Genomic DNA, 26,575 nt, shown 5'->3' with positions numbered 1-26,575 from the left:
TTATGAGCACATCGCCGCATAACCTTTTTTCAACACGACAATCAGCACGCACGAGTAAAGGTCGTTTGTTTTATTACTACTCTTTGCCGATGCTAGAAAAACAGGGGATCGGGAAGATCTCAAGACTGCCGATCTCTCTTCGTATTGTTCTGGAGTCGTTGCTGCGCAATTACGATGAAAAACGGATTACGGTAGATCACATACGCTCGCTGGCGCAGTGGAAAGCTTCAGCACCGGCACCGGAAGAGATCCCTTTCATTGTAGCGCGTATAGTGCTGCAAGATTTTACTGGAGTGCCTTTGCTAGTGGATCTAGCGGCGATGCGATCGGCTGTGAGTCGGCTTAAAAGAGACCCAGCGATCATCGAGCCACTAGTGCCTGTAGATCTAGTTGTGGATCATTCTGTGCAAGTGGATGTAGCGGGTAGTCCTGATGCGCTTGCGCGAAATCTTGAGCTTGAATTTCAGCGAAATCGCGAACGCTACGAATTCCTTAAATGGGGACAACAAGCCTTCCGCACCTTCAGGGTCATTCCGCCAGGGATTGGAATAGTGCATCAAGTGAACCTTGAGTATCTGGCGAAAGCCGTTTTGGAAGATGCTAACGGCACTGTTTATCCCGATACGCTTGTCGGAACGGATTCCCATACAACGATGATTAACGGCTTGGGAATTGTCGGATGGGGCGTGGGCGGGATCGAGGCCGAAGCCGGAATGCTTGGCCAACCAGTGTATTTCCTGACTCCGGAAGTTGTCGGAGTAAAACTAACCGGCGCCTTGCGAGAGGGCGTCACCGCGACGGATGTTGCCTTAACGGTGACAGAGATGCTCAGGAAAGCTAAGGTCGTAGGGAAGTTTGTTGAATTCTTTGGTAGTGGCGCCCAATCGCTGCCTCTGCCCGATCGTGCCACGATAGCAAACATGGCTCCCGAATATGGGGCGACCATGGGATATTTTCCGTTTGATGAGGAAGCCCTTACTTACTTGCGCGGCACAGGGCGAGATGAGGCACATCTGGACCTCATAGAGGCTTACTACCGTGCCCAAGAGATTTTTGGCATCCCTGGAGACGATACGGAAATTGAATACAGCCAAGTCTTACATCTTGATCTTGCTACGGTCGAGCCGAGTGTTGCAGGTCCAAAACGCCCCCAAGACCGCATTCCGCTCAATCGAGTGAAGGAAACCTTCATCGCTACTCTCACACAACCGATCATTCAAAATGGCTTTGGCAAAACACAACTTGTCTCACCCAACCACAAGGAAATAGGCGATGGTTCGATCCTCATAGCAGCCATTACGTCTTGCACCAACACCAGCAATCCCTCTGTGATGCTTGCAGCTGGGATCCTCGCTAAGAAGGCTGTGGAGCGCGGTCTGAGGACACCGAGTTATGTAAAAGCTTCTCTTGCTCCAGGGTCCCGTGTTGTCACCGATTATTTACAAAAGACAGGTTTGCAAGCTTACCTTGATCAACTGCGGTTTCACACTGTGGGCTATGGTTGCACAACGTGCATCGGAAATTCAGGCCCGTTGGATGCGGAACTGGAACAACAAATCCAAGCTCGCAATTTGGTTGTGGCGAGCGTTCTTTCAGGAAATCGGAATTTTGAAGCTCGTGTCCATCCTTCCATACGCGCGAATTTCCTCATGTCTCCTCCCTTAGTTGTGGCCTATGCGATTGCAGGCAGAATTGACATCGATCTTACTCGGGAGCCGCTTGGCTTCACGCCTCAAGGCGAGCCGGTTTACCTTCGCGATTTGTGGCCGACCCTCGATGAAATTCGCGCAGAACTTAAAGCCGCATTGAATCCCGAGGTCTTTCGCGCGCTCTATCGAGATTTTGAGAAACAAAATCCTGCATGGAATGAAATACCGACATCGACAGGATTAACCTACGCTTGGAATCCGCGATCTACCTACATTCAAGAGCCTCCATTTTTTGAGTCGTTCGCTCTTGAACCAGACTCGATTACATCGATTCGCGGAGCGCGAGTTTTAGGCATCTTTGGCGATTCCGTTACCACAGATCACATTTCTCCTGCAGGCTCGATCAAGAAAAATTCGCCTGCTGGACGTTACCTTTTAGAAAACGGAGTAACAGAGGCTGATTTCAATTCGTATGGTTCACGCCGCGGTAACGATCGAGTGATGACCCGCGGCACATTTGCCAACGTGCGGATCAAAAACCTCATGCTAGGCGGAGAGGAGGGCGGCTATACGTTGCTACAACCAGAGGGAACTAAAATGTCTATTTACGATGCGGCGCTTGAATATGCGCGCCGGAAGATACCTCTGATTGTCATCGCAGGCCAAGAATATGGAACAGGTTCATCAAGAGACTGGGCGGCGAAAGGCACGCGTCTTTTAGGCGTGCGGGCTGTCGTGGCGCAAAGCTTCGAGCGCATCCATCGTTCTAACCTTGTAGGAATGGGTGTGCTGCCATGCACGTTCATGGAAGGCACCAGTGCCGCGAGTCTACAACTGGATGGCACTGAGATTTATTCTATCCCCGATCTGTCGGACAATCTGACACCTCGCCAGCAACTGACCTTAGAGATACAACGCTCCAGCGGTGAGGTCGTCCGCGTGCCGATTTTATGCCGAATCGATACGCCTGTTGAAGTGGATTACTATCGTCATGGGGGGATCTTGCCGTATGTGCTTCGTCAAATTTTGACGACTCGGTCTTGATCAAAGTTGATGTGCAAAAGACGTGTCGGGGTTGATGTCTTCTAAAAACGCCTGAATGAGGTTGATGCATTGATCGAGATCGTCATATGCGAGCATCTCAATTGGAGAATGCATGTAGCGATTGGGCAGGCCAATGGCAGCAGTGGGTATACCACCGCGTTGGCGAAAGATAGCGTCGGCATCCGTGCCTGTCGATCGGGGGTCCGTGGCCCATTGGAACGGGATGGAATGCGATTCGGCGACTTGACGCAATTTCTCAACTAGCAGCGGATGGTTCGCACTGCCGCGATTTAATGTAGGGCCTTTGCCTAGTGATACTTCGCAAAACCGTTTTTTATCTGCAATGGGGATATCTGTGGCTTGCGCGACATCAACTACCAGTGCTGCATCAGGATGGATGCTGTATCCGACCATTGCTGCACCATATAGTCCGTTTTCCTCTTGAATTGTGGAAACGGCAATCACCGCGGCCTGAGATTTTTTTGTTTCCGCGCAACGGCGCAACACTTGAGCCGCTACAAACGAGCCTACTCGGTTGTCACACCCTCTGGCAATGAAATATCGGTCATGGATGGGTTCATAGCCGACGGCATAAGTGACGAGATCGCCGACAGCCACTTTACTGAGCGCCTCGTTTTTGTCCTTCGCGCCGATGTCAATAAACATCTCGTGCCAAGCGGGCACTTTGTTTTCCTTTTCTCGATCCTGCATGTGAATAGCAAGGGAGCCGATGACTCCGAGCACTGTCCCACGCGAATTGTGAATGTGGACGCGTTGTCCTCTTGCAAGAGCGGGATCTGAGCCCCCGACAGTCGTGAAATAGAGGAAGCCTTGGTCGTTGATGTATTGAATGATGAAACCGATTTCGTCGCCATGTCCCGAAACCATGATTCGTGGGCTTCCGGAAGGATTCCAGACGGCGATAGCATTGCCGTATGCGTCTATTTTGATTTCGTCCGCGTAAGGTTTTACGAACTCGATCCAGAGCCGTTGTAGTGCTAGTTCTCCGCTGGATGGGCTGGGGGTGTTGAGGAGTTGTTTTAGGAATTCTTTTTGTTGGGTATCCATAATTAGCGGAGTTAAGTTTACTGTGCAGCGATCGCTTCATCGAGCCAAGAGAGGAGCTCGCTGATATTTTCTGGCGTTTCGTCCCCCATATGGGAAATACGGAAGGTAATGCCTTTGATTTTGCCGTAGCCGCCGTCGATGATGCAGGAGTGGTGCTCTTTGAGATGTGCAATCATTTTAGGGACGTCGATGTTGCGGGTGTTTTTTATGCAGGTTAGGCCGATGGAGGCATATCCTTCTGCTGGAAAGAGCTCAAAACCTCGTTCCAAAGCCCATCGGCGGGTTAATTCAGCATTTTTAAGATGACGTCGGTAGCGATTTTCAAGTCCTTCGGTTTCGATCTCTTCAAGTTTGCTACGCAAAGCATAAAAGTGTCCAATCGAAGGTGTGGAAGGTGTCATATTCATTTCGTGGTTTTTTTGAAACTCGACGAAGTCAACATAATACCCGCGATCAGGTATCGTAGAGGCTTTGGCAAGAGCGCGCTCTGAGACGGTGAAGAGTGAGGCTCCAGGGGGTAAAGCGAGTGCTTTCTGTGTGCCTGTGAGCATGACGTCGATCCCTAAAGCATCGGGCGAGATAGGTAGCACGCTAAATGAAGAAACAGTGTCTACAATGAACATGACTTCTGGGAAACGGCGCACAACTTCAGCGATTTCTGGCAGAGGATTCATGGTCCCTGTGGATGTTTCATTATGAATGAGAAGGAGAGCATCAAATTGCCCGGTTTTAAGTTTTTCCTCGATTTTTTCGGGGAGGATGGGCTGTCCCCAAGGAACTTGGAGTGCTTCAGCTTTTTTTCCGCAACGCAAAGCGACATCATACCATTTATCGGAAAATGCGCCGCTCATGCAGCAGAGCACTTTGCGGGCTACTAGGTTTCGGATGGCGGCTTCCATTACGCCCCAAGCTGAAGTCGTGGAGAGGAAGACGGGACGCTGGGTGTAGAAGAGTTTTTGGAGGCTAGGTTGGACTTGGGCGTAGAGCTCTTGAAAGCTTTTACCTCGGTGGCCGATGAGAGGTGAGGCGTAGGCGCGTAGTGTTTTCTCAGAAACTTCAACGGGACCGGGAATAAAAAGTTTTACGTGTGGCATCGGAGGTTCAAGCTATGGCATGGCTTTAAAAATGCAATCTCGTGAGGTGACGTGGAGGGTGGCAATTTGTTTTTTTTATTTCAGTTTGGCTGTGCTGAGTCCTCTCTGCGCACAAAAAAAACCGCTTTCCAAAATCTTGGAGCTGATCATCAAACATGATGCGCTGATGCATGAGAAAATGAAAGGCTACGAGTATGAACAGCATGTGTTGACTCGTAAATTGAACGAGGCAGGCCAAGAGATTGAAAAAAAAGAGCTTAGTATGACTGTGCGGCCAGGCGCGCGCACTTTGCTCAGTGTTGTCGCTGACAAAAGCGGTGTGGTCAAGACCGAGAGTGAAGGTGCTGAAGAAAAGACGTTAAATTCTCGAAAAATGGTGACTCCATTTTTGATTAGTGAGTTGTTGCCGAGGTTTGAAGTGTGGACGGAAGGTGAGACGATTTGGAACGGATATCCGGCTTACGTTCTAGGATTTAAGCCTTTGGCCGACCAGAAGCCGTTTTCGAATCGTATGGAAAAGGTGCTGGCACACTTGGCAGGCAAAATGTGGGTTTCTCAAACGGATTATATCATACTTAAAACGGAGGCAGAGTTGAGTCGATCGATTGATCTGGCATGGTTTTTTGCTTCGATGCGCTCTATGCGTTTAGATTATGAGGCGCAGCGAATCGAGGGGCTGGGGTTTGTGCCGAAGATGTTTAAGTTGGATTACGAAGTGCGGATCCTCACTATCCGATCCCGACACGCTCAAATAGTGACGATGAGCGGGCATCGTCCGAGAGGAACATCTAGGTGATCTCGCGTGTGCCGACCAATGGCAAGCGCCAGTGATAACGGATAGCTAGTAGCCTTAAGAGTATGATAAGGAAAATCACAGCTAAAAGAGTGATGATCTCCTGGGTTTTCAGATGATAAAGGATGAGTTGCAGAATCGCACCGAGGAGAGCTGCGCTGACGTAAAACTCGCTTCGCATCACGACTGGCACACGACCGCAGATCAAATCACGCATGACGCCGCCAGCCGTGCCTGTGATGGCGCCGAGTAGAGGAGCAGACCACAAAATCTCATGAGCCAACGCGATGCGGGTTCCTATCCATGTGAAGAGTGCCAGCGCGAAGGCATCTGCAACCAGGAAGAATCGGCGGTTTTGATAATGACCACGGAGGAAGCTTTCTCCTATGAGAATGACCAGCAGGGGGATCGCAAGCACCCACGGTTGGTTGAGCCAAAAAACAGGCGTCCGCCCGATCAGGAGGTCGCGTAACGTTCCCCCTCCGATTCCACAAAGCAGGGCAGAGACATACGCGCCAACCCAATCCAGACGGGCTTCTCGAGCTGCAGACAGGCCACTGAGACCCGCAATGAAGAGCGCAAGAATATCAACGATTTGTAAGATTTTTTCATACGGCTCCATAAGTTGCTAGGCTGTGAATTGGAGATCTGCTGGATTTAAGTTTTGGCCGATGACGACAGCCGTTGGGGTGATGGGAGGATTCCCTTTATAGTCCATAAATTCTACTTTGTCGTAGCCTTGGACGAGTTGAAAAATTGTATAGCCACCCGGCCGCGTGGGTTCGACAAAAAGTCCTTTTACACGAAGAATATTTTCGGGGAGTCGAATGATCCAGTCTTGCAGTTGTTGTTCACTGAGAGGATTAGGGAGGGCTATTTCGAGGGCATTGAAGGCGTGAGAGAGATGATGATGTGAGGAGTGACTGTGGTGATCGGTGTGAGAATGAGGGTGGACATGGGAGTGAGATACATCCTCGTCTGGATGCAGAGTTTTGCTTTCTCGGTGAAAAGAGGAGGAATGCGGAGAATCTTGTATCCATGATTCTATGAGCTGGCTGATTGAAGAGTCATCGAGGTTGGTTATTTCTTGGGCATGTGGGTTGATATTTTGAACTTCTTGACGGACTTTGTGGATGCGCTCTGCTTCCGTGCGGTCGAACCTTGAGAAATGAACGTAGTGGGCTGGCGCAGTCTGCCAGCGCTCAAGATCGTTGTGGAAGACGCGTCGTTGCCAGCGGTAGAGGTCAATGACGTTGATGTGGATGGGGAGCTCGTAAGGTTGAGCAGCATCAGCAAGGGCAAGGATTTCGATGAGTTCGACAGCATCGGAGGTGCCGTTGACTTCGATATAGACAATATCAGGGCGAGAAGATTGAGCGGCGATGCGTTCAAGAGTTTCCAAAAGGGCGACGCGGGAGTCACAGCAGACGCATGATCCGTCAATTGGGGTAATGTCTTGGGTGAGCGCTTGGAATGAAGAGGAGTCTACTTTGGCGTTTTGGTAATCGTTGATTATGACATAAGGTTTTTTGCGGAGGATGCTGCAGGTCGATTCTACGAGCTTGCGAAGGAGGGTAGTTTTACCGGCTCCTAGAAAACCAGTAATGAGAACAAGCGGGATTAGTTTGCTATGTTGACGGAGCATGCTACGGCGGGCCTTCATAAGGGGTAGGTCAGTGAGAGTTAGGGCTTTGTATTACTGAGATAACTGTGTTGCCTTAATTGAGAGGATGTAGAATGTCTGCCCATAGAGCGTCAATTTCTTCAATTCTTTCGGGGTGGAGTCAGTTTGGGGAGCGCCATTTTGGGTAAGTGGGGGTTGGCCCTGAATTTCGGGGATAGCGATATGAACTTGGGTTAATTTTTCTTCGAGTTGGTTGATGCGGTTTTCGAGGGCTGTAACTTTTCTTTCAAGATGCACGATGCGATTGGTGTCTGAGATGTCGTTCTTAGCCCAGAGGTAGGTGATAAGTGCTGCCGTGATTATAGTGATTGTGAGGATGGTTTTCATAAGGGTATTAAAATGCCGTGAGAGAGGGCGCAACGCAATTTAGCATTTGTAGATTGAACGGGCATGGATTTATTTGATGATTTGAGTAGAGTATGTCACATGTCTTGTGACCCGCTAATTATTGCCAATCGTAATTTTCAGTCGCGACTTTTACTCGGCACAGGCAAGTTTTCTTCGACTAGAGTAATGAAGGATGCGTTGGAGGCGAGTGGTTGTGAGATTGTGACTGTCGCTTTGAGAAGAGCGGATCTTTCCGGAAAAAAAGACCCATATGCTGATATACTGGAACATATCGACTCGAGTAGATATTTGGTTTTGCCGAATACAAGCGGTGCGATGAACGCTGAAGAAGCGATACGTTTAGCTCGTCTTGCTAGGGCAGCGGGTTTGCCGTCTTGGGTGAAATTAGAAATTCATCCTGATTCTCGTTACTTGCTTCCCGATCCGATTGAAACCTTTAAGGCTGCAGAGATTTTGGTGAAAGAAGGATTTGTGGTTTTACCCTATATCAATGCTGATCCTGTATTAGCAAAACGTCTTGAGGAAGTAGGAGTGGCTGCTGTAATGCCGCTCGGTGCGCCGATCGGCTCAAATCGTGGACTAGAGACTCGTTCACAAATTGCAATCATCATAGAACAAAGCACGGTGCCTGTAGTTGTGGATGCTGGTTTAGGTGCGCCTTCTCATGCTGCTGCAGCAATGGAGATGGGAGCAGATGCGGTGCTTGTTAATACCGCGATAGCGATTGCAGAAGATCCTTTGAAAATGGCGAAAGCGTTTGCCTTGGCAGTAGAAGCTGGGCGACTAGCCTACAAAGTAGGCTTGCCTGCTAGCAATCTCGTTGCCGACCCGACTAGCCCATTGGAAGTCTTTTCGAAAGTATAGTCATGGGTAGTGAAATTAATTTATGGAGCCGTTATCGCTTCGTAAGTTTCCGGTCGCCGATCACGGTAGAATTGCCAGACCTTCCGCACTTCTCGGATCATGTCGAGATTGAGATCTGCAATTAAAACTTCTTCTCGATCGCGGCTAGCAATTTGGATAATTTCGCCTCTGGGGTTGCAGAAATAGGATTGCCCGTAGAATTCCCCGATCTGCCAAGGTTTTTCAACGCCGACTCGATTTATGGCTCCGATAAAGTATTGATTGGCTGCGGCATGTGCGGGTTGCTCTAATTTCCATAAATATTCGCTCAGACCAGCAACGGTCGCTGAAGGATTGAAGACGATCTCGGCGCCATTGAGGCCCAAGCAACGTGCGCCTTCTGGGAAATGTCGATCGTAGCAGATATAGACGCCGATCTTGCCGACGGCCGTTTCAAAAACGGGATAGCCTAAGTTTCCAGGACGAAAGTAAAACTTCTCCCAAAAACCTGGATCACATTGAGGAAGGTGGTTTTTACGATATTTACCGAGATACTTTCCGTCTGCATCAATCACAGCTGCGGCGTTGTAAAACAATCCTTCGCCTTCTTCTTCGTAGATAGGGACCACCATCACCATTGAGTGTCTTTGAGCGATCTCACAAAATAACCGCGTGGTTGGCCCCTCGGGAATTCGCTCGGCAAGCTCATACCAGCGCGTTGTTTGTTCAGCACAAAAATACGGGGCAAAAAATAGCTCTTGCAAACATAGAACTTGGACACCGGCTCGGGCCGCTTCTTCGACGAACGTAAGATGCTTTTGGATCAAGTGTTCTTTTATTTTTTTGATCTGTGTTGTCTCAATCCCTGCACTTGAGGCTTGGATTAGACCTGCTCGAACGATCCGGCTCATAGTGCTACTTAATTTTAGTCTGTATTACTAATTAGACTTCGAGTGCTTGCTTCGCGTCAAATGGAGGTGTTTTTATTTTATCGTAGGTTCGGTTCAGATAAGTGTGCATTTGGATAGTATGTGTATTATGGTTATTTAACATAAACTTTATGGCAGCGCATCTAAGCATAAGTCTAGAAAAAGCTCACCACATGCTTGCGGAAAAAGAAGGGCCTTATACTGATCAGCAAGCTCGAGTAGAGGCATCAAGGTGTCTGTATTGCTTTGATGCACCTTGTGTTCAGAGCTGTCCAACGGGCATCGATGTGCCTGCTTTCATACGTCGTATCGCCGAAGGTAACCCTAGAGGCGCAGCAAGAGTCATTCTCGAAGCTAACATTCTTGGTGCAAGCTGTTCGAGGGTTTGCCCGACAACCGTGTTGTGTGAGGGCGCTTGTGTCGTAGCGCAAAAAGAAGGTGATCCCGTGAAAATAGGCCGTCTCCAACGTTACGCTACCGATTTTGTTGCTGGTGAGGCACACACTCTTCTGTCTGTGAAGTCTGCTAAAACAGGCTGCAGTGTCGGTGTGATCGGTGCTGGACCAGCCGGTCTAGCTTGTGCAGCAGAGTTAGCTCGTCTGGGGCATGAGGTTGTTATTTATGAGAAAAAAGCTTTTGGGGGCGGGCTGAACACCTATGGCGTAGCATACTACAAAATGCCTCCGCAAGTTAGCCTCGAAGAGGTTGCGCTTGTTGAGAAATTGGGTGTTACTATCCAGTATCATACAGAGATTGGAAGAGACCTGACTGGCGAAGAATTACTTCAAAAACATCACCTCCTGTTCTTAGGAGTAGGGCTAGGACGAGCAAGTTCTTTAGGGATCCCCAATGAAAATTCAAAAGGCATTCTTGATGCACTTGATTTCATTGAAAACATTCGTGTAACTACCCAGAACACAATTTCTGTAGGGGCAAACGTCGTAATCATCGGATGCGGCAACACCGCCATGGACGCGGCCATACAAGCCCGGCTTCTTGGAGCAAAGACCGTCACAGTCCTCTATCGCCGCAGCGAAAGTGAGATGCCAGCATACCGATTTGAATACGAGCGGGCTAAAAAAGAAGGTATTAATTTTCTTTTCAATACGTTGCCCGTCCAAATTTTTCTGTCATCCGACCGACACATAGAAAGGCTTCGGCTTGCTGGCACTCGTTACAATTCAAATGGGGAACTTGAAATCATACGTGGCACAGAGTGGGAGATTCCTTGCGATATGCTGATCAAAGCCACCGGGCAGCAAAAGCTCACTTCGTGGATTCTGCAAAATTTCCCTACCGTTCAACTCAGTTCCAAAGGACTGATTCTCCACGATCCTCAAACGGGGCAAACCTCTGATCCACGGATATTCACCGGCGGCGACTGTGCAAACGGCGGCCGAGAGGTGGTTCACGCAGTAGCTGAAGGGAAGAGAGCTGCAAAGGCTATGCATCAAATTTTTTCGGCGAAAACAGCAACACATCCTTCTCCGCATCACTATTCAAGCCACAGCCCAAATCTTCATAATCCAAATTCTCTCTTGGCTGGCCACACAGCTGAGCCTGCCTACTTCCGATCGAGTCTCGCATATTCATAAAAGCTCTTTTTCACTATGCCTGATCTCAGCGCTAGTCTTGCTGGCATTCGTTCACCCAATCCATTTTGGGTGGCCTCAGGTCCTCCTTCGAACACAGCCTACCAATGTCATCGTGCATTTGAGGCTGGCTGGGGCGGACTCGTCTGGAAAACGATCGGCGATCCCACCCCTAACGTTGGCTCTCGTTACTCAGCGCTTCATTATCATCAGCATCGCATGGTCGGCTTCAACAATATCGAGCTGATCAGTGAGCGGGCACCCGAAACCAACTTCAAAGAGATCTACGAATGTAAAAAACGCTGGCCTGATCGAGCTATTGTAGCCTCGCTCATGGTGGATACGCGGGAACGTTGGCATGACTTTGTGGACCGGGCGATTGATGCAGGAGCCGACGGCATCGAGCTAAACTTCGGCTGTCCTCATGGCATGTGCGAACGCGGCATGGGCTCAGCCGTAGGGCAAAATCCAGATGTGATCGAAGTCATCACCTCATGGGTCATGGAAAAAGCAGCAGGCAAAATTCCCGTCATCGTCAAACTCACCCCTAACATCACCCAGATCACAGATGCAGCTCGAGCCGCATCTCGAGGCGGCGCCAACGCGATTTCGCTCATCAACACCATCAAAAGCATCACCAACGTAAACCTCGACCATTTTACACCCGAGCCCTACGTCAACGGCCTCAGCACATCCGGAGGCTACTGCGGTCCGGCAGTTAAACCTATCGCCTTACATATGGTGCAATCCTGTGCGAGCGATCCTCAAGTCAATCTTCCGATCTCTGGCATCGGCGGCATCACTACTTGGCGTGATGCAGCAGAATTCATCGCTCTCGGCGCTTCCACAGTTCAAGTCTGCACGGCCATTATGCATTATGGTTTCCGCATCGTCCAAGATCTCATCGATGGTCTTGCTGAATACATGTCCAGCAAAGGATTCCAAACGCTCGACGACTTCCGCGGACGTGCCGTGCCCAACGTCACCAAATGGGAAAACCTAGACCTCCACTACAAACGCGTCGCCCACATTGATTACAGCCGATGCATCGGTTGCAACCTCTGCTATATCGCCTGTGAAGACGGTGCCTATCAATCCATCGACCTCGTAGATCCAGCGTCCATAGGCCTCGAGCGCAGCCCGAGTCCCATCCCAAGTAAACCCATCCCAAAAATACGCCAGGAAGACTGCGTCGGCTGCAACCTCTGCTCCCTCGTCTGCCCAGTAGATGGCTGCATCACGATGACTCCTGTCCCCACCAATCGACCGCCGCTCACTTGGAAGGAATATCAAGAACAACTCCAAGCTGGCCTTATTGCTCCGATCCCCCCTCACCCTTGATTTCGCTCGCCAAAGTTCGCCTAAGGCGAGACAATTCTTAAAAACCCTATGCCTCTCCTTATTCAAAACGGCGAAATTATCACCGCAACCGATCGTTACCGTGCCGACATCTACTGCGAAGACCAGACGATCACCGCCATCGCTCCACGAATTGAGCCGCCTCCCGACGCCACAATTATCGATGCTCGGGACAAATATATCTTCCCTGGTTTCATCGATCCCCACGTTCACATTTACCTTCCATTCATGGGAACATATGCCAAAGACACTTATCCGACCGCAAGCCGAGCAGCTCTTCTTGGTGGCACGACCACACTCATTGAAATGATCTGCCCGGCTCGAAACGATGACCCTCTTGAAGCCTATCAACTGTGGCATTCTCAGGCAGCTGGCAAAAGCGCATGCGACTACACCTTTCACATGGGCGTCACACGATTTGATGAATCCACGCCCGATGCCCTTAGACAAATCGTCGCCGATGGTGTCGCCAGTTTCAAAGTCTTCCTCGCTTACAAAGGCGCGCTCGGCATCAATGACACAGAACTTTACCACACTCTCCGGCTGGCTCGATCCCTCGGCGTCATCACCACCGCCCACTGCGAAAACGCCGACCTCATCGCCGAGCTTCAAAAGCAACTCCTCTCCGAAGGCAAAACAGCTCCCGAATACCACTACCACAGCCGCCCGCCGCGCGTCGAAGCGGAAGGCACGCGCCATCTGCTCACCTTTGCTGAGCTCACAGGGGCTCCCGTTTATATCGTTCACTTAAGCTGCGCCGAAGCTCTTCAAGAGGCCCTAGGAGCACGCCAACGCGGCGTTGCCTGCTGGATCGAGACCCTCATCCAATACCTCGTCCTCGACCACAGCTATACCCAACGCCCCGACTTCGAAGGCGCAAAATACGTCATGTCCCCGCCTCTCCGCGATCGAGCCAATCACGAAGTCCTCTGGAACGCCCTCCGTCAAGGATTCATCCACACGGTAGCGACTGACCACGCCCCATTCGATTTCCGCGGCCAAAAGGATCTCGGTCGCGACAACTTCACCCTCATCCCAAACGGCATTCCTTCCCTCGAAGATCGCATTACTGTGCTCTACACTTACGGCGTGAGACGACACCACATCGACCTACACCAATTTGTGGCCGCTGCGAGCACCCAAGCTGCAAAAATCTTCGGCCTTTATCCTCGCAAAGGCACGATTCAACTCGGCTCCGATGCTGACCTCGTCATCTTCGATCCGCACTACAAAACCACGATCTCAGCTCGCACGCACCACATGAATGTGGACTACAATCCCTTCGAAGGCTGGCCACTCGAAGGACGAGCGGAAACGGTTACCGTTCGCGGACGCATCATGGTTCGCGATGGCCAATTCATCGGCGAAATGGGATACGGCCAATTTCTTCGCCGCACCCCACACTATCATTGCTAAAAGAGACGCGCCGGGGGGTTAACCTTTTATAGCCAGCCTTCTGTGTCGGAGTGTCTGCGATGCCATTAAAATCGGCTCACTAATCGCTCGCTTTGCCTCTGAATCTGTGCTCAAATCCTGACTGTGCCTTTTGCGAAAACCTCATTAATTCTCCTCATCCTTTTCACGGTATCATCTCCCTTCACCGAAGCCCGACAAGTCCGACAAAACGGCCTTTCAGAGCCATACAAAGACAAAGCCTCACAAGAGGCAAGACGCCAAATGGCTTCGACACGAGTAGATACCGTCCAGCTCAATAAAAAGACGGCAAATGTTAAACCAACTCGTTCCCTCCGTCCGCGCGGCCGCTATGAAAAGGGCCGCATGGCGATTTCATGGCAAGGGAGCTACATGGATTATCTTCCTTTTTGGAGAAATGAGTTTGACTACACGATTGCGCCGCAAATGTTAACTTTTCACTATCAAGTGGACGAAGTCAGTGGGGCGTGGTGGCGTGGTAATACTGAGGTGACAGCTTCGCTGGTTTTTGCCCCGATTCTTAGAGGCATTGAAAGTCGATGGCTTGGTTTTATGATCGGCACGCGGTATAACTTCGTCCGAGAAAATTGGTTTGTGGTGCCTTATCTTGAGGGACGATTTGGAGTCGGAGCGATCGACTCGCGCGGTGAAATTCGTGCGCAGGGGCAGGATCTTACGGTGAGTTGGCACGTCGGCGCTGGTGTGCGTTATGACTTCAACGAAAATTTAGCGGTTACGCTGGGTGCCTCTTATTATCATATTTCGGGAGCGTGGTTGACTGAACCTGAGCATCCCAATCATGGGATAGACGTCGGTGGGCCTACGCTAGGGCTTCTGTGGGGTTTCTGAATTTATTCCTTTGGATCCAGGCGAAACGTAATTGTCACAAATTCTGGCATTCCTACTGGTCGTGCAGCCCCGATTTCACCGGCTTCGCGAGCGGCCTCGAGAGCGCTTTCATCGAATTCAGGGATGCCTGAGGATTCTTCCAGAGAGGCTGAAAGAATTTTTCCTGTGGAATCGAGTTGTATGCGGATGATGGCTTTGGGGTCGAGGTGTGCGAATTGGACGGGTTGTCGCCAGAATCGGTTCATTCGTTCACGAATCAGCTCGTAGTAGGGGGTGAAATCGGGTTTCTTTGAGGAAGGGGCTGGGGTGCTGGAAGTCGAGATGCGTGAGGAGGAAGGGGTTGAGGGTTCTGACTTCTTTTTGGTCTTGGAGGTTTGAGGTTGAGGAGATTTTTTGGGGGGAGCGCTTCTCTTGACGATTTCTTTTGATATTTCGATTTTTGGTTTTTCGGGCTTGGGTAGGGGCTTGGGAGCAGGCTTAGGAGGAAGAGAGGGAGAGGGAGAGGGTTTAGGCTTAGGTTTGGACTCGGGTTTTTGAGATAGAGGAGTTGGTAGTTGAGATTTAGTCTCAGTCTTAGAAGGCTGATTGTTTATGAGTTGTGGAGACATAGGGGCTGGGGTGGGAGGTGGGGGAGGTGGGGGAGGAAGAGTAGGCTGTGGTGGTGGCGGAGGAGGCGTAGGTAATGGGTGGGGGGTCGATTCGGCTGGGGGCGAGGGTAGCTCGGGTTCAGGCTCAGGAGACTCGGGCGGGCTTGGAGGCTGAATGAGCTCCATGATGTGGACAGTGGAGTGATCGGCTTTGGGTTTTGTGGCCCAGAAGAGGAGGGCGAGCGCGGCTAGGTGGAGGATTAAGACGAGGGTGAATGTGGGGAGTTTACGAACGGGCGGAGGCGGGGGTGGAGAGAGTTTTTCTATGTCTGGTGAAGGCGTTGGGGTAGGGGCGGATGATTCTGAGAGCCTGGGGAGGGCTGGAGAAGTGGGATGGGAGCGGTGAGGTGGCAACATTATTTCTGGGTATGAACGAGGCCGAAGCGCTTGATGTTGGCGTTTTTGAGGGCGTCGAGGATATCAACGATTTGCTGGTAGCGGGTGTCTTTGTCGGCTCGTAGGACGACGGCAACTTGGGGATCTGAGTTTTTCCATTCGATCAAGATGTCTTCAAGCTGGGAGGGGGTGACTGGGCGATTTTCGGCGTAGATGATGCCTTGGAGGTCGAGATGGATCGTCTTGGGTGGGGCTTCTGGCGCGGGTTGGGAATCGGGCTGGATCGTGGCGACAGGAAGTTGAAGGGGGATGGTCTGCTCGAGCAGCGGGGTGGTGATGATGAAGATGATGAGGAGGGTGAAGGCGAGGTCGATCATCGGGGTGACGTTAAGCTCGGCCATGCTAGTGTAGCCGCTGCGGGAGGAGAAACGTTTCATATTTTTGGATGGTGGCGGATGGGGAGGGGAGTTAGTGGCGAGTGTCGAGATAGTAGTGCTCAAAAATGGAGATGAGCTCGGCTGCGAAGTTATCGAGCTGCACGGTGTGAGCACGGACAGTAACGACGAGGTAGTTGTAGCCGAACATGGCTGGGATTGCGACCATGAGGCCGGTGACGGTTGTGACGAGTGCCCCAGATACGCCTGGAGCCATCGTGGCGAGATGGGCTTTGCCTGCGAGGGCGATGGATGAGAAGGTATCCATGACCCCCCAGACTGTGCCGAGGAGACCGAGGAATGGAGCGCCGCTGACTGCGATAGCTAGGGCGACCATTTGGCTTTCGAGTTGGAGGGCTTGTTCGCCGACTTCGCGCTCGAGAGCGGAGCGAACGGCGCTCATGGCGGTGGAGGTGATTTTTCGAGGGATAAAGGGATGTGGGCCTGGGGGATCAGGAGAGCGGTCTGTGTATTGCATGTGGTAGAGGAGTTCTTTACATCCTGTGGCGTAGAGGGCGTAGAGGGGGGAGCGGAGGAAGTAAATTTTTTTGAGGTAGAGATGAAGGGGGTTGCGGTCGGAACGGAGGGCTTGGAGGAATTGGGCATTTTTGTTTTTGGCTTGGTGGAGTTGATACCACTTTGAAATGATCACAGACCAGCTGATGAGTGAGCCGATGAAAAGGATGATGAGGATGATTTTGCCAGCGACATTAGATTCACGTATGGCAAAGATGAAGCCGTCGCCTTGTCCCACGGCTAGTGCGAGGAGGGAACAGGGGATCATTGAGGATGAGAAGGGGAGGGAGAATTTATTGCGAAGTAGTTTTTTGGATCCAATCGATGATACGCTTGGGGCCGCCAGGGAGGTATTCTTCGATGCGGGAGAGTTCTTTGCCGTTTTTATCTAGAAGGATGAGGGTGGGGTAGCCTTGGATGTTGAATTTTTCAGCTAGGGCGGAGTTGTGCTGAACTTGTGCGGGGTCTATTTTTTTGCGACGTGGAAAATCGACATAGACGAAGTTGAGATTTTGGTTGGCGAATTCGGCGAAAGTGGGCGTGCTAAAGACTTCGCGCTCCATTCGGATGCAGGGCGGGCACCAATCGGATCCGGTGAAGTCGAGTAGGATGGGTTTTCCGTTGCTTTGGGCGGCCTGAAGGGCTTGGTTGAAGTCGAGGATTTTGTTAAGTTTATGTCTCTCTGTGGAGTTGGTTTTAGGCTCGGTGGTTGTGGTAGAGGGAAGGGGGGGTTCGGCAGCCTCCTCGGCGAAGTCTTCTATGGGGGACTCGGCGTTTATTAGGGCTTCATTGATCTCCTCGTTGGACGTTTCGTTAGGTGATGGTTGATTTGGGGAAGGTGATGGGGAAGAGTTTAGTGGTTCGGTGTTTTCAGTGCTTGTGGTGGTTGATGGGAAAGGCGTGGCAGGGGGGGTAGGTTGGTTACAGCAGGTGAGACCAAGTAAAAAGACTATTGTGGAGAATAGTGAGGATGAGATTTTCATGGCTTAGAACTTAAATAAGCATGGAGATTCGTCAACGTCTAAGGAGTGTCTGTGGGCGCAGGGCGTGATTCCTGGAGGTTATGATGAGATTATTTCTCGACGAAATTGAGGTCTTTCCCATAGGTTTCCTCTAAGAAGTATATGGCAGTAAATGTGATAGGGATTACGATTAGCCCCAGCATCCAGCCGGCTGTAAGGATGTCGGTGGAGGATTTGATGAGGGAAAAGATGGCACTCATGGGGACAAGGAGGCCACGAGCGAAGTTGGGCACACTTGTGGCGACGGTAGCACGAAGATTGGTGCCAAAATGTTCAGCGGCTACTGTTACAAATACGGCCCAAAATCCTATCGAGAACCCTAGGGCAAAGCAGACTCCATAGAACACCTCAATCTTTAAGCTTCGCCACGGTAGCAGGAAATAACTGGCCACAGCGGCTGCTGTCAATCCTACAAAGATGCTGATGACACGTTTTCGTGTCTGTAAGATTTGGCTTAACGTGCCGCTGCAGAAGTCTCCAAATATCAGACCTGTGTAACAGAGAAGGACGGCCTTGCCTGCGCTGACTGTTCCTTGGACGCCCAACGCGCGCGCCATCTCGGGTGAAAGTGTTATTAAAATTCCTACAACATACCAGACAGGTAAGCCGATCAGAGTGCAGAAGGTAAGGCGTTGAAAGCGGCTTTTGTCTGTGAAAAGAGCAAAGAAGTTACCTCGAGAGATCCCTACTGAGGCGCGCTGCTCTTGAGCCTCCAAAGCTTTGAACATCCCTGACTCGTGCACGTGGATTCTTAAAAGCAGCAATAGAAATCCTAACACTCCACCCACAACATAAGCAGTTCTCCAATCAAAGTGCTCTGCAACGTAGTAGGCCAACACTGCTCCACTCACTCCCACCGAGGCTATGAGCATCGTTCCATAACCTCTTAGTTCTTTGCTTAACACTTCGCTCACCAAAGTGATTCCAGCACCCAACTCACCTGCTAGGCCTATGCCAGCGATAAAACGCAAAACGGCATAGGTGGTCACATCGTGCACAAAGGCATTAGCGAAGTTTGCCACCGAATAGAGTAGTATCGATCCGAATAGTATTTTAAGCCTCCCCTTGCGATCTCCCATGATTCCAAAAAGGATCCCCCCTATGAGCATGCCAGCCATCTGTAAGTTCAAGAGCCATAAGCCTTGTGTCGCAATTTCACTCTCAGAGAGGCCGATATCCCGCAAGCTGGGCACTCGCACAATGCTGAAAAGCAAGAGATCGTAAATGTCGACAAAATACCCCAGCGCTGCGACGATCACGCTCACATGGAGGACCGAACGTAGCCCCTTTAAAAAACTCATATCCACGAGAATCTGCAACAAATGCTATCTTCCATCAAGCTCCTAGCTCGAAACGTTTCTTTCCATCAGTGCTAATATTTGCTAAGTGCCTAGATTTCTTAATTATGTTAATCAAACGGGCGATCCTCTTTGCTGGCCAAGGCGCTCAAAAAGTAGGGATGGGAGCAGATCTGTATCATCGCATGCCTTCCATTCGCGCTCTTTATGAGCAGGCTGATCAAATTTTAGGATATTCGATTTCCAAAATCTCATTTGAAGGTCCAGAGGGACTACTCACTCAGACGGCGCACTGTCAACCTGCGTTATACCTACACGGTTACGCCTTACATTCGCTTCTCGTCCAAAGGCTGCCGTCCCTGATTATAACTGCCTATGCAGGACTATCACTGGGTGAATACACTGCGCATGCTGCGGCAGGCACTTTTTCTTTTTCTCAAGGGCTTCGGCTAGTTCGTAGTCGTGCTGAGTTTATGCAAAAGGCTTGCGAGGCAACTCACGGTGGGATGACTGCTCTCATTGGCGCAGATGAAGAGACCGCACGAAAAATCGCTGACCAAGCTGGTGTAGATGTTGCTAATTTCAATGCTCCAGGGCAAATCGTTCTTTCGGGTGAAAGCAACCGTATGCAATTACTCCCTTCCTTAGCACAGCAATATGGCATCAAGCGTGTCATTCCTCTCAACGTAGCAGGAGCTTATCACTCCCGTCTGATGCAATCAGCGCAAGATGCCTTGGCTCCATTTATTGATGAGGCACAAATCGAAGTGCCTAGAGTCCCCGTATGGGCTAACGTGCATGCACAACCTGTAAACACTCCCTCTGAAATTCGTCAGACTCTCAAACAACAAATCACAGGGTCGGTCAAATGGGAGCAAACCATTCGTAATCTCATTCAATCCGGTGTCCAGGAATTTATCGAGCTTGGGCCAGGCGGTGTGCTAGCTGGTTTTTGCAAGCGCATCAATCCTGAAGTCTCGTGCCGGAGCGTTGCAACGCTTGAAGAGCTTGAGAGATTGATCGAAACTATATCTCAATAATAACTTATCCTAACAGCCCCCCCCTTCATTCTTATGCATCCAAATCCCATAGCCATCGTCACTGGCGCTAGTCGAGGAATCGGCCGCGCCATTGCCTTAAATCTAGCCTCGCATGGCTATACCGTAGCTTGCGTTGGTCGGTCACTTGAGCAACTTAACGATACGGTCTCAACGATTAAAGAAAAGAGTGGAAACGCCCGCGCATTCTCTGTGGATGTGACCCAAGCGTCGGCAATCGAAGAAGCTGTTACTCAAATTGAAAACGAGTGGGGGCGTATTGACGTATTGGTCAATAACGCTGGCATCACGCGTGACACTCTCCTGATGCGCATGAAAACGGAAGACTGGGATGCCGTTATAAACACTAATCTCAAAGGAGCCTTCCTTTGGACTCAGGCGGTCATCCGCACTATGATGCGTGCACGATATGGAAAGATAATTAACATTTCCTCTGTCATCGGATTGATTGGTAATACCGGCCAAGCCAACTATGCTGCCTCAAAAGCAGGACTTATCGGCTTCACCAAATCCATTGCACGTGAGCTTGCCTCTCGCAACATCACATGCAACGCTGTCTGTCCAGGCTTCATCGAGACGGATATGACTAGTGTGTTGCCTGATGAGATCAAAAACAAAATACTCGAGCAGATTCCGCTCAGACGCTTTGGGAAACCGGAAGATGTCGCTCACCTTGTGGCCTTCCTTGCTAGCTCTCAAGCCGATTATATTACTGGACAATCCTTTGTAGTTGATGGCGGTATGGTGATGAGCTAATCACGCTATTCGTTGTCTGCTGAATATTACAGCTACAGCCCATGAGCCTTCAGCTCTTTATATAGGTATGAAAATAGGCATCACTTATGATTTCAACGGTCTTCGATCTGAACGGATCGGCGCCACCCATGGCATCACGCCAAAAGAATGGGAAGCCCTGAAGCCTCGACTTGTCGCAGCACACAGGGCCATACTCCAGCTTCGGCAGTCTCAACAAATTGGATTTTTAGATTTACCCTACGACTTAGCCCTTGCCGACCATATTTCTAAAATTGCAAAAAAGATTCGCAACAAGTTCGACACTTTCGTTGTTATCGGAATCGGGGGTTCAGCACTCGGTAATATCGCTCTACATACCGCACTTCGACATCCGTATCACAACGAAATCTCATGGAAGAAACGTGGCAAAGTCCCAACCATACACGTTCCCGACAATATCGATCCAGATCGCCTGGCAGGCCTTCTTGACACTCTCGACCTCAAGAAAACCTTCTTCAACGTCATCAGCAAATCGGGCGACACTGTTGAAATCATGTCTATTTTCATGTGGATAAAGGAACTCCTCTTCAAAAAACTCGGGCCTAAAAAAGCACGCCGCCATTTTCTGATCACAACAGATCCCCAGCATGGCTCGCTTCGAGCGATCGCAGAAGTTGAAGGATTTGAAACGCTGCCTATTCCTTCCAACGTAGGAGGCCGCTTCTCAGTCCTTAGCGCAGTTGGTCTCCTCTCAGCTTCTGTTAGCGGCATTGACATCCACGATCTACTGTCTGGCGCTGCCGCAATGGAGCGTGCATGCATGACTGCCAAATCTCCCGAAAAAAATCCCGCACTCACTGCGGCGGGGTATCACTATCTCATGCACACAGCTAAAAACAAAAATATCCAAATCATGATGCCTTACGCTCACGCTCTGAAAGATATCGCAGATTGGTTCCGTCAACTTTGGGCAGAAAGTCTCGGCAAAGCCCATAACCGAAAAGGTCAAAAGATATATACTGGACAGACCCCTTGCAAATCCCTCGGCGTTACTGATCAACACTCTCAACTCCAGCTTTATATGGAAGGTCCCTACGACAAGGTAATAACGTTTCTCTCCACAGAAAAGTTTCATCACCGCATATACATTCCAGAGACTATGACTTACCAGACCTCCATCCAATACCTTGCCGGACACACGCTGAATGAGCTCCTAGAGGCAGAATACACCGCTACGCAACTCGCGCTTCAAAATGCTCAACGTCCTACCTGCGCAATAAAACTTTCAGAAATTTCACCTCGCACAGTCGGCGCGCTGCTTATGCTTCTGGAGTTACAAACCGCTTACGCGGGCGAGCTTTACGACATAAATGCCTTTGATCAGCCGGGTGTAGAAGCGGGAAAGCAGTATGCCTACGGCCTCATGGGGCGCGAAGGATATGAAGCTAAAGCTAAAGAAGTCACTCAAGCACCTAAACCCAAAAGCGAATTTTTAATCTCACTCTAGCGTCATCCAACCTACTTCAAGTTATGAAGATCTTTATAGACTCAGCCGACCTTGGTCAGATCCGCGAAGCCGTGGCCATGGGCATTATTGACGGCGTCACGACGAATCCATCTCTTGTCGCCCAAAGTGGAAAACCGTTTCGTCAGCTTATCGAAGAAATCGCTGCTCTGGTAGATGGTCCGATCAGCGCAGAAATAGTAAGCCTGACCGCCCCAGAAATGATCAAGGAAGGCGAGGCGATTGCGAGTTGGCACAAAAATATTGTTATCAAGGTGCCCCTGATTCCCGAAGGCTTAAAGGCCGTCCGTCATTTTACAGACAAGGGTATTCCCACCAACGTCACACTTTGCTTTTCAGCTAACCAAGCACTTTTAGCGGCAAAAGCTGGAGCGACCTACATCAGTCCATTTGTAGGACGGCTTGATGATATAGGCCACGACGGCATGGAGTTGATCAACGATATCCGCACTATTTACGACAACTATGGATTTACGACTGAAATCCTCACAGCCTCAGTTCGCTCTCCTCTACACTTTTATCGTGCCGCAAAAATTGGCAGTGATGTCATCACGGCACCGTGGTCAGTGCTTCAACAAATCTTCAAACATCCACTCACAGACATTGGGTTAAAGAAATTTCTGGACGATTGGACAAAGGCTCAAAAGTAATGTTTGCTACTCAATAAACCCACTCCGACCCGCCAGCTCTTGACGCAGAGCGACTAAAATCTACCCTACCTAAATGAAAATTGACCCTCGCTTTTTGAAAGAGGAAGGAGTCGAAGTCTACACTGGAAATGAACTTCTTGTAAAAGGACTCCTAGAGTCAGAGGGAGGCACTCATCTCTGGACAGGATATCCAGGTTCGCCCGTAGCAGGTTTCTTCGATACAGTCGAGAACATTGCAGAGCTTCTCAAGGCACACGGGATACATGCGACGATCGCAAACAACGAAGCCCTCTCAGCAGCGATGCTCAACGGCTCGCAAATGGCGGCTTTGCGTGCGGTTGCCGTCATGAAATCCGTAGGTTTGCATGTAGCGTCTGATGCACTTGCATTAGGAAATCTTGCAGGCTCTCATCCTGAAGGCGGAGCGATTGTTGTTGTTGGAGACGACCCATGGAGCGATTCCACACAAGTCCCTGCTGATTCACGTTACTTATTCAAACATCTTCACATGCCTGTCCTTGAGCCCTCGACCAATCAAGAAATTAAAGATTGGGTTGATCTAGCTTTCAAAATGGCCCGCGGTGCTGAGCTCTACATCGGCTATCTCATCACCACCAACCAAGCCGACGGAGGCGGATCAGTCCTCACTCGTCGGAATCATTTTTCAAAAATCAACACACAACAGCCTATATGTCTCGATACACGGCGAGTAGATTTTGAAAAGATGGTTCTTCTTCCGCCGCGCACTTGGAGGAGGGAACAATCCCTTCCCGAACGCTATCAACGCCTCTGGGAAATTAGCGAGTCGCTCAACATCAATAAAATTACCCTACCGGCGCAGTCACCTTCCAAACGCTACCGCTTCGGTTTTATTAGCGCCGGCCTCGCTGCATCATATCTTAATCACGCTTTGCACGAACTCGCCCTCGATGATCAATTCCCAGTATTGAAACTTGGTTTGACCTACCCCATCTCTCCCCACCTGATCGAAGACTTCGCTTCCCGTTGTGAATCGTTAATCATCGTGGAGGAACGCCGTGGCTTCATCGAGGAACAGATCGCTACTATCCTCTCACAAGCTCGAATTTCGATTCCTCTCTATGGGAAGAGATTCCCAGCCCCATTTGAAGCGTTTCCTGAATCGCGCGGTTTAAATCCTTCCATCGTTATAGAAAGACTTATTCCGCTCCTCAAGCCGGCTTTACCGCCAGAAAAACATGATCGCCTAGACAGCGAGCTTGCTCTCATTCAGGAGACGTCTCGATTCGATGTTCGGCTCGCTGCGCGCACCCCCACTTTTTGCGCAGGCTGTCCTCATCGCGATACCGCTTCAGTGCTTGTCGAAGTGAAAAAGGACTTTCGCGATGAAAATTACATGCGCACGAAGCATCGAAGAGAACCAATTGATCTCGTCTTCCATGGTGATACGGGCTGTTACACCATGCTCATGTTTGAGCCTACCAAAGACCTCATGCATAACTACTCCGGTATGGGTCTGGGCGGTGGCACAGGTGCAGGAATCGATCCCTTCATCACAAATAAACAAGTCGTCTTCATGGGCGACTCCACATTTTTCCATTCAGGCCAAGTTGCTATTTCCAACTCAATTAAAAATCGACAAGACATCACCTACATCATCCTCGACAACAAAACGACCGCGATGACCGGTCACCAGACCACTCCTGAGCTCGATTACGATCTACTAGGCAACCACACCCCTGTTCAACACATAGAGAAAATCGTTCAAGCTATGATCGAAACCCCCGGAGTCGAGGTGATTCGTACAAATCCAGCATTTCGTGAGCAATATCGGCAACTCCTCGAAGACACGATTCTCAAGCCCGGCGTCAAAGTGATCATTGCAGACAAGGAATGTGGCATAACGTTTCATCGTCGTCGAAGCCGTGAAGAGCGTCTTGAAATCAAAAAAAACGGTTTCCTCCGACGCAAGACGGTTATCAACATCACACCCGAAGTCTGCGAATACTGTCTGGAATGCACTAAAGCTACGGGGTGTCCCGGTCTCACTTTTCTAGAAACCCCTTACGGCAGAAAGATTCAGACCGACCTCTCTTGGTGCGTAGCGGATACCGCTTGCACAAAGATTCATGCTTGCCCTTCGTTTGAAGAAGTGACGATCGTGCGACAGGCAAAGCCTCGCAATCGGATTCCCGAAATTGATCCGACCTCTTTCCCCAAACCGACCATCAAAAAAATCACCGACTCTTGGAGCGTCTATATTGCCGGTGTAGGCGGCATGGGCATCGCTAGTGCCACAGCTGTCCTGGTGCGCGCTGGCCATCGGGAAGGATACAACGTGCTCTTTAGCGATAAAAATGGCTTAGCGATACGCAACGGCGGCGTTTACTCCCAAATTACTTTTCGTCAACAACACATCGACCACACTTCACTCATCATCCCCTATGGAAAAGCGGACCTGATTCTTGGCTTGGATGCACTTGAAGCTGCTCGTGGACTTGATCCGTCGGTTAACCAGCGCGTCGGCTCTCCTTCTCGCACTGTTGCGATCATTAACACTGCTAAGACTCCCACTATATTATCCTTACTTGGAAAAGATGATTTTTGTGTTCAGGCACTAGAAGCGACCATACGCCGCTACACCCGCGCCGATGAGTATTTCAGCGCAGATATCTCTGACTACTCAGAACGTCTCTTCGGCACCAAACTCTACGCTAATATCATTATGCTCGGCGTCGCATACCAGCGTGGGCAACTTCCATTGACGCTGGCCTCCATCGAGTGGGCGATCCGAGAAACTATGGGCGGAGCCGCAAGCGAAAACTACACCGCCTTCAACCTCGGACGATACCTTGTAATTGAATCGCAAAATTCGCGTCCAAAACTTTCGCACACATATCAAGAGGTCATCCATGAAAACGCCGAGCTTCTCAAAAAACGTTATCCTTCAAAAAGGGGTAACGCCATCGCCCAGGGCTATTGGAAACTCATGGCCCATGCTGATGCCGTCCTCGAACTCAACGACGAAGAAAAAAAGCTCTTAGCTCAACGAATCTACGACCTTATCCGATACGAATCTATCCCCTATGCAGAAGATTATTTGAATCGTCTTACGCGGATTCACCGCCGCGATAAAAAAGAATTCGGCTATGCTGCTACACGGGCGGCACTATGGAATCTGCACCGTGTTATGGCTATCAAAGATGAAATCTATGTCGCAGAACTACTAACCTCCGAGGAAAAATACGCGCGCGATCGAGAGCGCTACAATATCGATCCCGCACTGGGCGATAAAGTAATCTATCGCCATCTCAACCGCCCCGAATTCGCTTTTGGTTCATTCAAAATTCGATTCCACATTCGGACGCAGCCTTGGATGTTAAGACTTATGCGCGAAGCTAAATTTCTCAGAAAGCTTTTGCCTGAGTGGCATGCAAAAGAAAAAGCTTTTCGCGATTGGTATTTTCAGATTGCAGAAAGCTTCAATGCACAGAATCTAGAAAAAGAACAATACGCACTCTGGCTTGAAATATTGCGGCTTCCAGAGCAAGCGACGGGGTATCGTGAAGTTCGCTACCCCAAAATGGAGGCCTGTAAAAAACAGGCTGCTGAACTACTGCAGCGCATCGCTTCTAGAGATAAACAGGTTTCCATAGAGAAAAGCTCTCTTACACTTGTTGCCTAGTAGC

23 protein-coding genes are annotated in these 26,575 nt (G+C 50.1%); 12 read left to right on the top strand and 11 right to left on the bottom strand.

Annotated features, from left to right (window positions below):
• The first annotated feature begins 2 nt into the window (after nt 1-2).
• Nucleotides 3-2,693, top strand: coding sequence for an aconitate hydratase AcnA (gene acnA / locus NZM04_09130; GenBank protein ID MCS7064186.1), 2,691 nt, complete (start codon nt 3-5; stop codon nt 2,691-2,693).
• Here the strand turns inward: acnA and NZM04_09125 are convergent, their stop codons facing one another.
• The gene (locus NZM04_09125) at nt 2,694-3,761 is read right to left on the bottom strand and encodes a M42 family metallopeptidase (protein MCS7064185.1); all 1,068 of its coding nucleotides are present in this window, start codon (nt 3,759-3,761) and stop codon (nt 2,694-2,696) included.
• 17 nt (nt 3,762-3,778) lie between these two features.
• Nucleotides 3,779-4,855, bottom strand: coding sequence for an alanine--glyoxylate aminotransferase family protein (locus NZM04_09120; GenBank protein MCS7064184.1), 1,077 nt, complete (start codon nt 4,853-4,855; stop codon nt 3,779-3,781).
• A gap of 19 nt (nt 4,856-4,874) precedes the next feature.
• Here NZM04_09120 and NZM04_09115 point away from each other — a divergent pair, with 19 nt between their 5' ends.
• The gene (locus NZM04_09115; protein MCS7064183.1) at nt 4,875-5,651 is read left to right on the top strand and encodes a hypothetical protein; all 777 of its coding nucleotides are present in this window, start codon (nt 4,875-4,877) and stop codon (nt 5,649-5,651) included.
• On the opposite strand, the gene NZM04_09110 is transcribed toward NZM04_09115, so the two are convergent.
• From NZM04_09110 to NZM04_09100, 3 genes are read right to left on the bottom strand one after another with little or no spacing between them, the layout of a single operon-like run.
• Nucleotides 5,644-6,270 carry a TRIC cation channel family protein gene (locus NZM04_09110; GenBank protein ID MCS7064182.1) on the bottom strand — a complete coding sequence of 209 codons (627 nt, stop codon included), beginning with the start codon at nt 6,268-6,270 and terminating at the stop codon, nt 5,644-5,646. The genes NZM04_09115 and NZM04_09110 overlap by 8 nt on opposite strands.
• Before the next feature lie 6 nt (nt 6,271-6,276).
• Entirely contained in the window at nt 6,277-7,293 is a 1,017-nt protein-coding gene (locus tag NZM04_09105; protein ID MCS7064181.1) for a GTP-binding protein, read from the bottom strand.
• A gap of 51 nt (nt 7,294-7,344) precedes the next feature.
• Nucleotides 7,345-7,659, bottom strand: coding sequence for a hypothetical protein (locus NZM04_09100; protein MCS7064180.1), 315 nt, complete (start codon nt 7,657-7,659; stop codon nt 7,345-7,347).
• 99 nt (nt 7,660-7,758) lie between these two features.
• Here NZM04_09100 and NZM04_09095 point away from each other — a divergent pair, with 99 nt between their 5' ends.
• Nucleotides 7,759-8,544, top strand: a complete 786-nt coding sequence (locus NZM04_09095; GenBank protein MCS7064179.1) for a thiazole synthase — start codon at nt 7,759-7,761, stop codon at nt 8,542-8,544.
• Between the two features lie 20 nt (nt 8,545-8,564).
• On the opposite strand, the gene NZM04_09090 is transcribed toward NZM04_09095, so the two are convergent.
• Nucleotides 8,565-9,434: an acyltransferase gene (locus NZM04_09090; GenBank protein ID MCS7064178.1), complete on the bottom strand. Its 870-nt coding sequence runs from the start codon at nt 9,432-9,434 to the stop codon at nt 8,565-8,567.
• 191 nt (nt 9,435-9,625) lie between these two features.
• Between NZM04_09090 and NZM04_09085 the strand changes: the two genes are divergently transcribed.
• The 4 genes from NZM04_09085 to NZM04_09070 all read left to right on the top strand — a co-directional run bounded on the left by NZM04_09085 (nt 9,626) and on the right by NZM04_09070 (nt 14,686).
• Nucleotides 9,626-11,047: an NAD(P)-dependent oxidoreductase gene (locus NZM04_09085; protein ID MCS7064177.1), complete on the top strand. Its 1,422-nt coding sequence runs from the start codon at nt 9,626-9,628 to the stop codon at nt 11,045-11,047.
• A gap of 15 nt (nt 11,048-11,062) precedes the next feature.
• Nucleotides 11,063-12,385, top strand: coding sequence for an NAD-dependent dihydropyrimidine dehydrogenase subunit PreA (gene preA / locus NZM04_09080; GenBank protein ID MCS7064176.1), 1,323 nt, complete (start codon nt 11,063-11,065; stop codon nt 12,383-12,385).
• Nucleotides 12,386-12,433: 48 nt separating this feature from the next.
• On the top strand, nt 12,434-13,819 hold the full coding sequence (gene hydA / locus NZM04_09075) for a dihydropyrimidinase (GenBank protein ID MCS7064175.1): 1,386 nt from the start codon (nt 12,434-12,436) through the stop codon (nt 13,817-13,819).
• Nucleotides 13,820-13,942: 123 nt separating this feature from the next.
• Nucleotides 13,943-14,686 carry an acyloxyacyl hydrolase gene (locus tag NZM04_09070; protein ID MCS7064174.1) on the top strand — a complete coding sequence of 248 codons (744 nt, stop codon included), beginning with the start codon at nt 13,943-13,945 and terminating at the stop codon, nt 14,684-14,686.
• Between the two features lie 2 nt (nt 14,687-14,688).
• On the opposite strand, the gene NZM04_09065 is transcribed toward NZM04_09070, so the two are convergent.
• From NZM04_09065 to NZM04_09045, 5 genes are all read right to left on the bottom strand, one after another.
• The gene (locus tag NZM04_09065) at nt 14,689-15,690 is read right to left on the bottom strand and encodes a TonB C-terminal domain-containing protein (protein ID MCS7064173.1); all 1,002 of its coding nucleotides are present in this window, start codon (nt 15,688-15,690) and stop codon (nt 14,689-14,691) included.
• Nucleotides 15,690-16,106, bottom strand: a complete 417-nt coding sequence (locus NZM04_09060; protein ID MCS7064172.1) for a biopolymer transporter ExbD — start codon at nt 16,104-16,106, stop codon at nt 15,690-15,692. Before NZM04_09060 ends, NZM04_09065 begins: the two co-directional genes overlap by 1 nt.
• A gap of 31 nt (nt 16,107-16,137) precedes the next feature.
• Nucleotides 16,138-16,887 (bottom strand): MotA/TolQ/ExbB proton channel family protein, encoded by a 750-nt coding sequence (locus NZM04_09055; protein MCS7064171.1) that lies wholly within the window; start codon nt 16,885-16,887, stop codon nt 16,138-16,140.
• Nucleotides 16,888-16,912: 25 nt separating this feature from the next.
• Entirely contained in the window at nt 16,913-17,602 is a 690-nt protein-coding gene (locus tag NZM04_09050; GenBank protein MCS7064170.1) for a thioredoxin family protein, read from the bottom strand.
• 89 nt (nt 17,603-17,691) lie between these two features.
• On the bottom strand, nt 17,692-18,942 hold the full coding sequence (locus NZM04_09045; GenBank protein MCS7064169.1) for an MFS transporter: 1,251 nt from the start codon (nt 18,940-18,942) through the stop codon (nt 17,692-17,694).
• A gap of 104 nt (nt 18,943-19,046) precedes the next feature.
• Here NZM04_09045 and fabD point away from each other — a divergent pair, with 104 nt between their 5' ends.
• From fabD to NZM04_09020, 5 genes are all read left to right on the top strand, one after another.
• Complete coding sequence (gene fabD, locus NZM04_09040) at nt 19,047-19,979, top strand: ACP S-malonyltransferase (GenBank protein ID MCS7064168.1); 933 nt, start codon at nt 19,047-19,049, stop codon at nt 19,977-19,979.
• Between the two features lie 33 nt (nt 19,980-20,012).
• On the top strand, nt 20,013-20,753 hold the full coding sequence (gene fabG / locus NZM04_09035) for a 3-oxoacyl-[acyl-carrier-protein] reductase (protein MCS7064167.1): 741 nt from the start codon (nt 20,013-20,015) through the stop codon (nt 20,751-20,753).
• Nucleotides 20,754-20,820: 67 nt separating this feature from the next.
• On the top strand, nt 20,821-22,239 hold the full coding sequence (locus NZM04_09030) for a glucose-6-phosphate isomerase (protein ID MCS7064166.1): 1,419 nt from the start codon (nt 20,821-20,823) through the stop codon (nt 22,237-22,239).
• A gap of 23 nt (nt 22,240-22,262) precedes the next feature.
• Complete coding sequence (fsa, locus tag NZM04_09025; protein MCS7064165.1) at nt 22,263-22,907, top strand: fructose-6-phosphate aldolase; 645 nt, start codon at nt 22,263-22,265, stop codon at nt 22,905-22,907.
• A gap of 73 nt (nt 22,908-22,980) precedes the next feature.
• On the top strand, nt 22,981-26,571 hold the full coding sequence (locus NZM04_09020; protein MCS7064164.1) for a 2-oxoacid:acceptor oxidoreductase family protein: 3,591 nt from the start codon (nt 22,981-22,983) through the stop codon (nt 26,569-26,571).
• Nucleotides 26,572-26,575 lie beyond the last annotated feature (4 nt).

The sequence above is a fragment of the Candidatus Methylacidiphilales bacterium genome, assembly GCA_025056655.1.
Lineage (GTDB): Bacteria > Verrucomicrobiota > Verrucomicrobiia > Methylacidiphilales > JANWVL01 > JANWVL01.
This window is presented reverse-complemented; position numbering and strand designations above follow the sequence as displayed.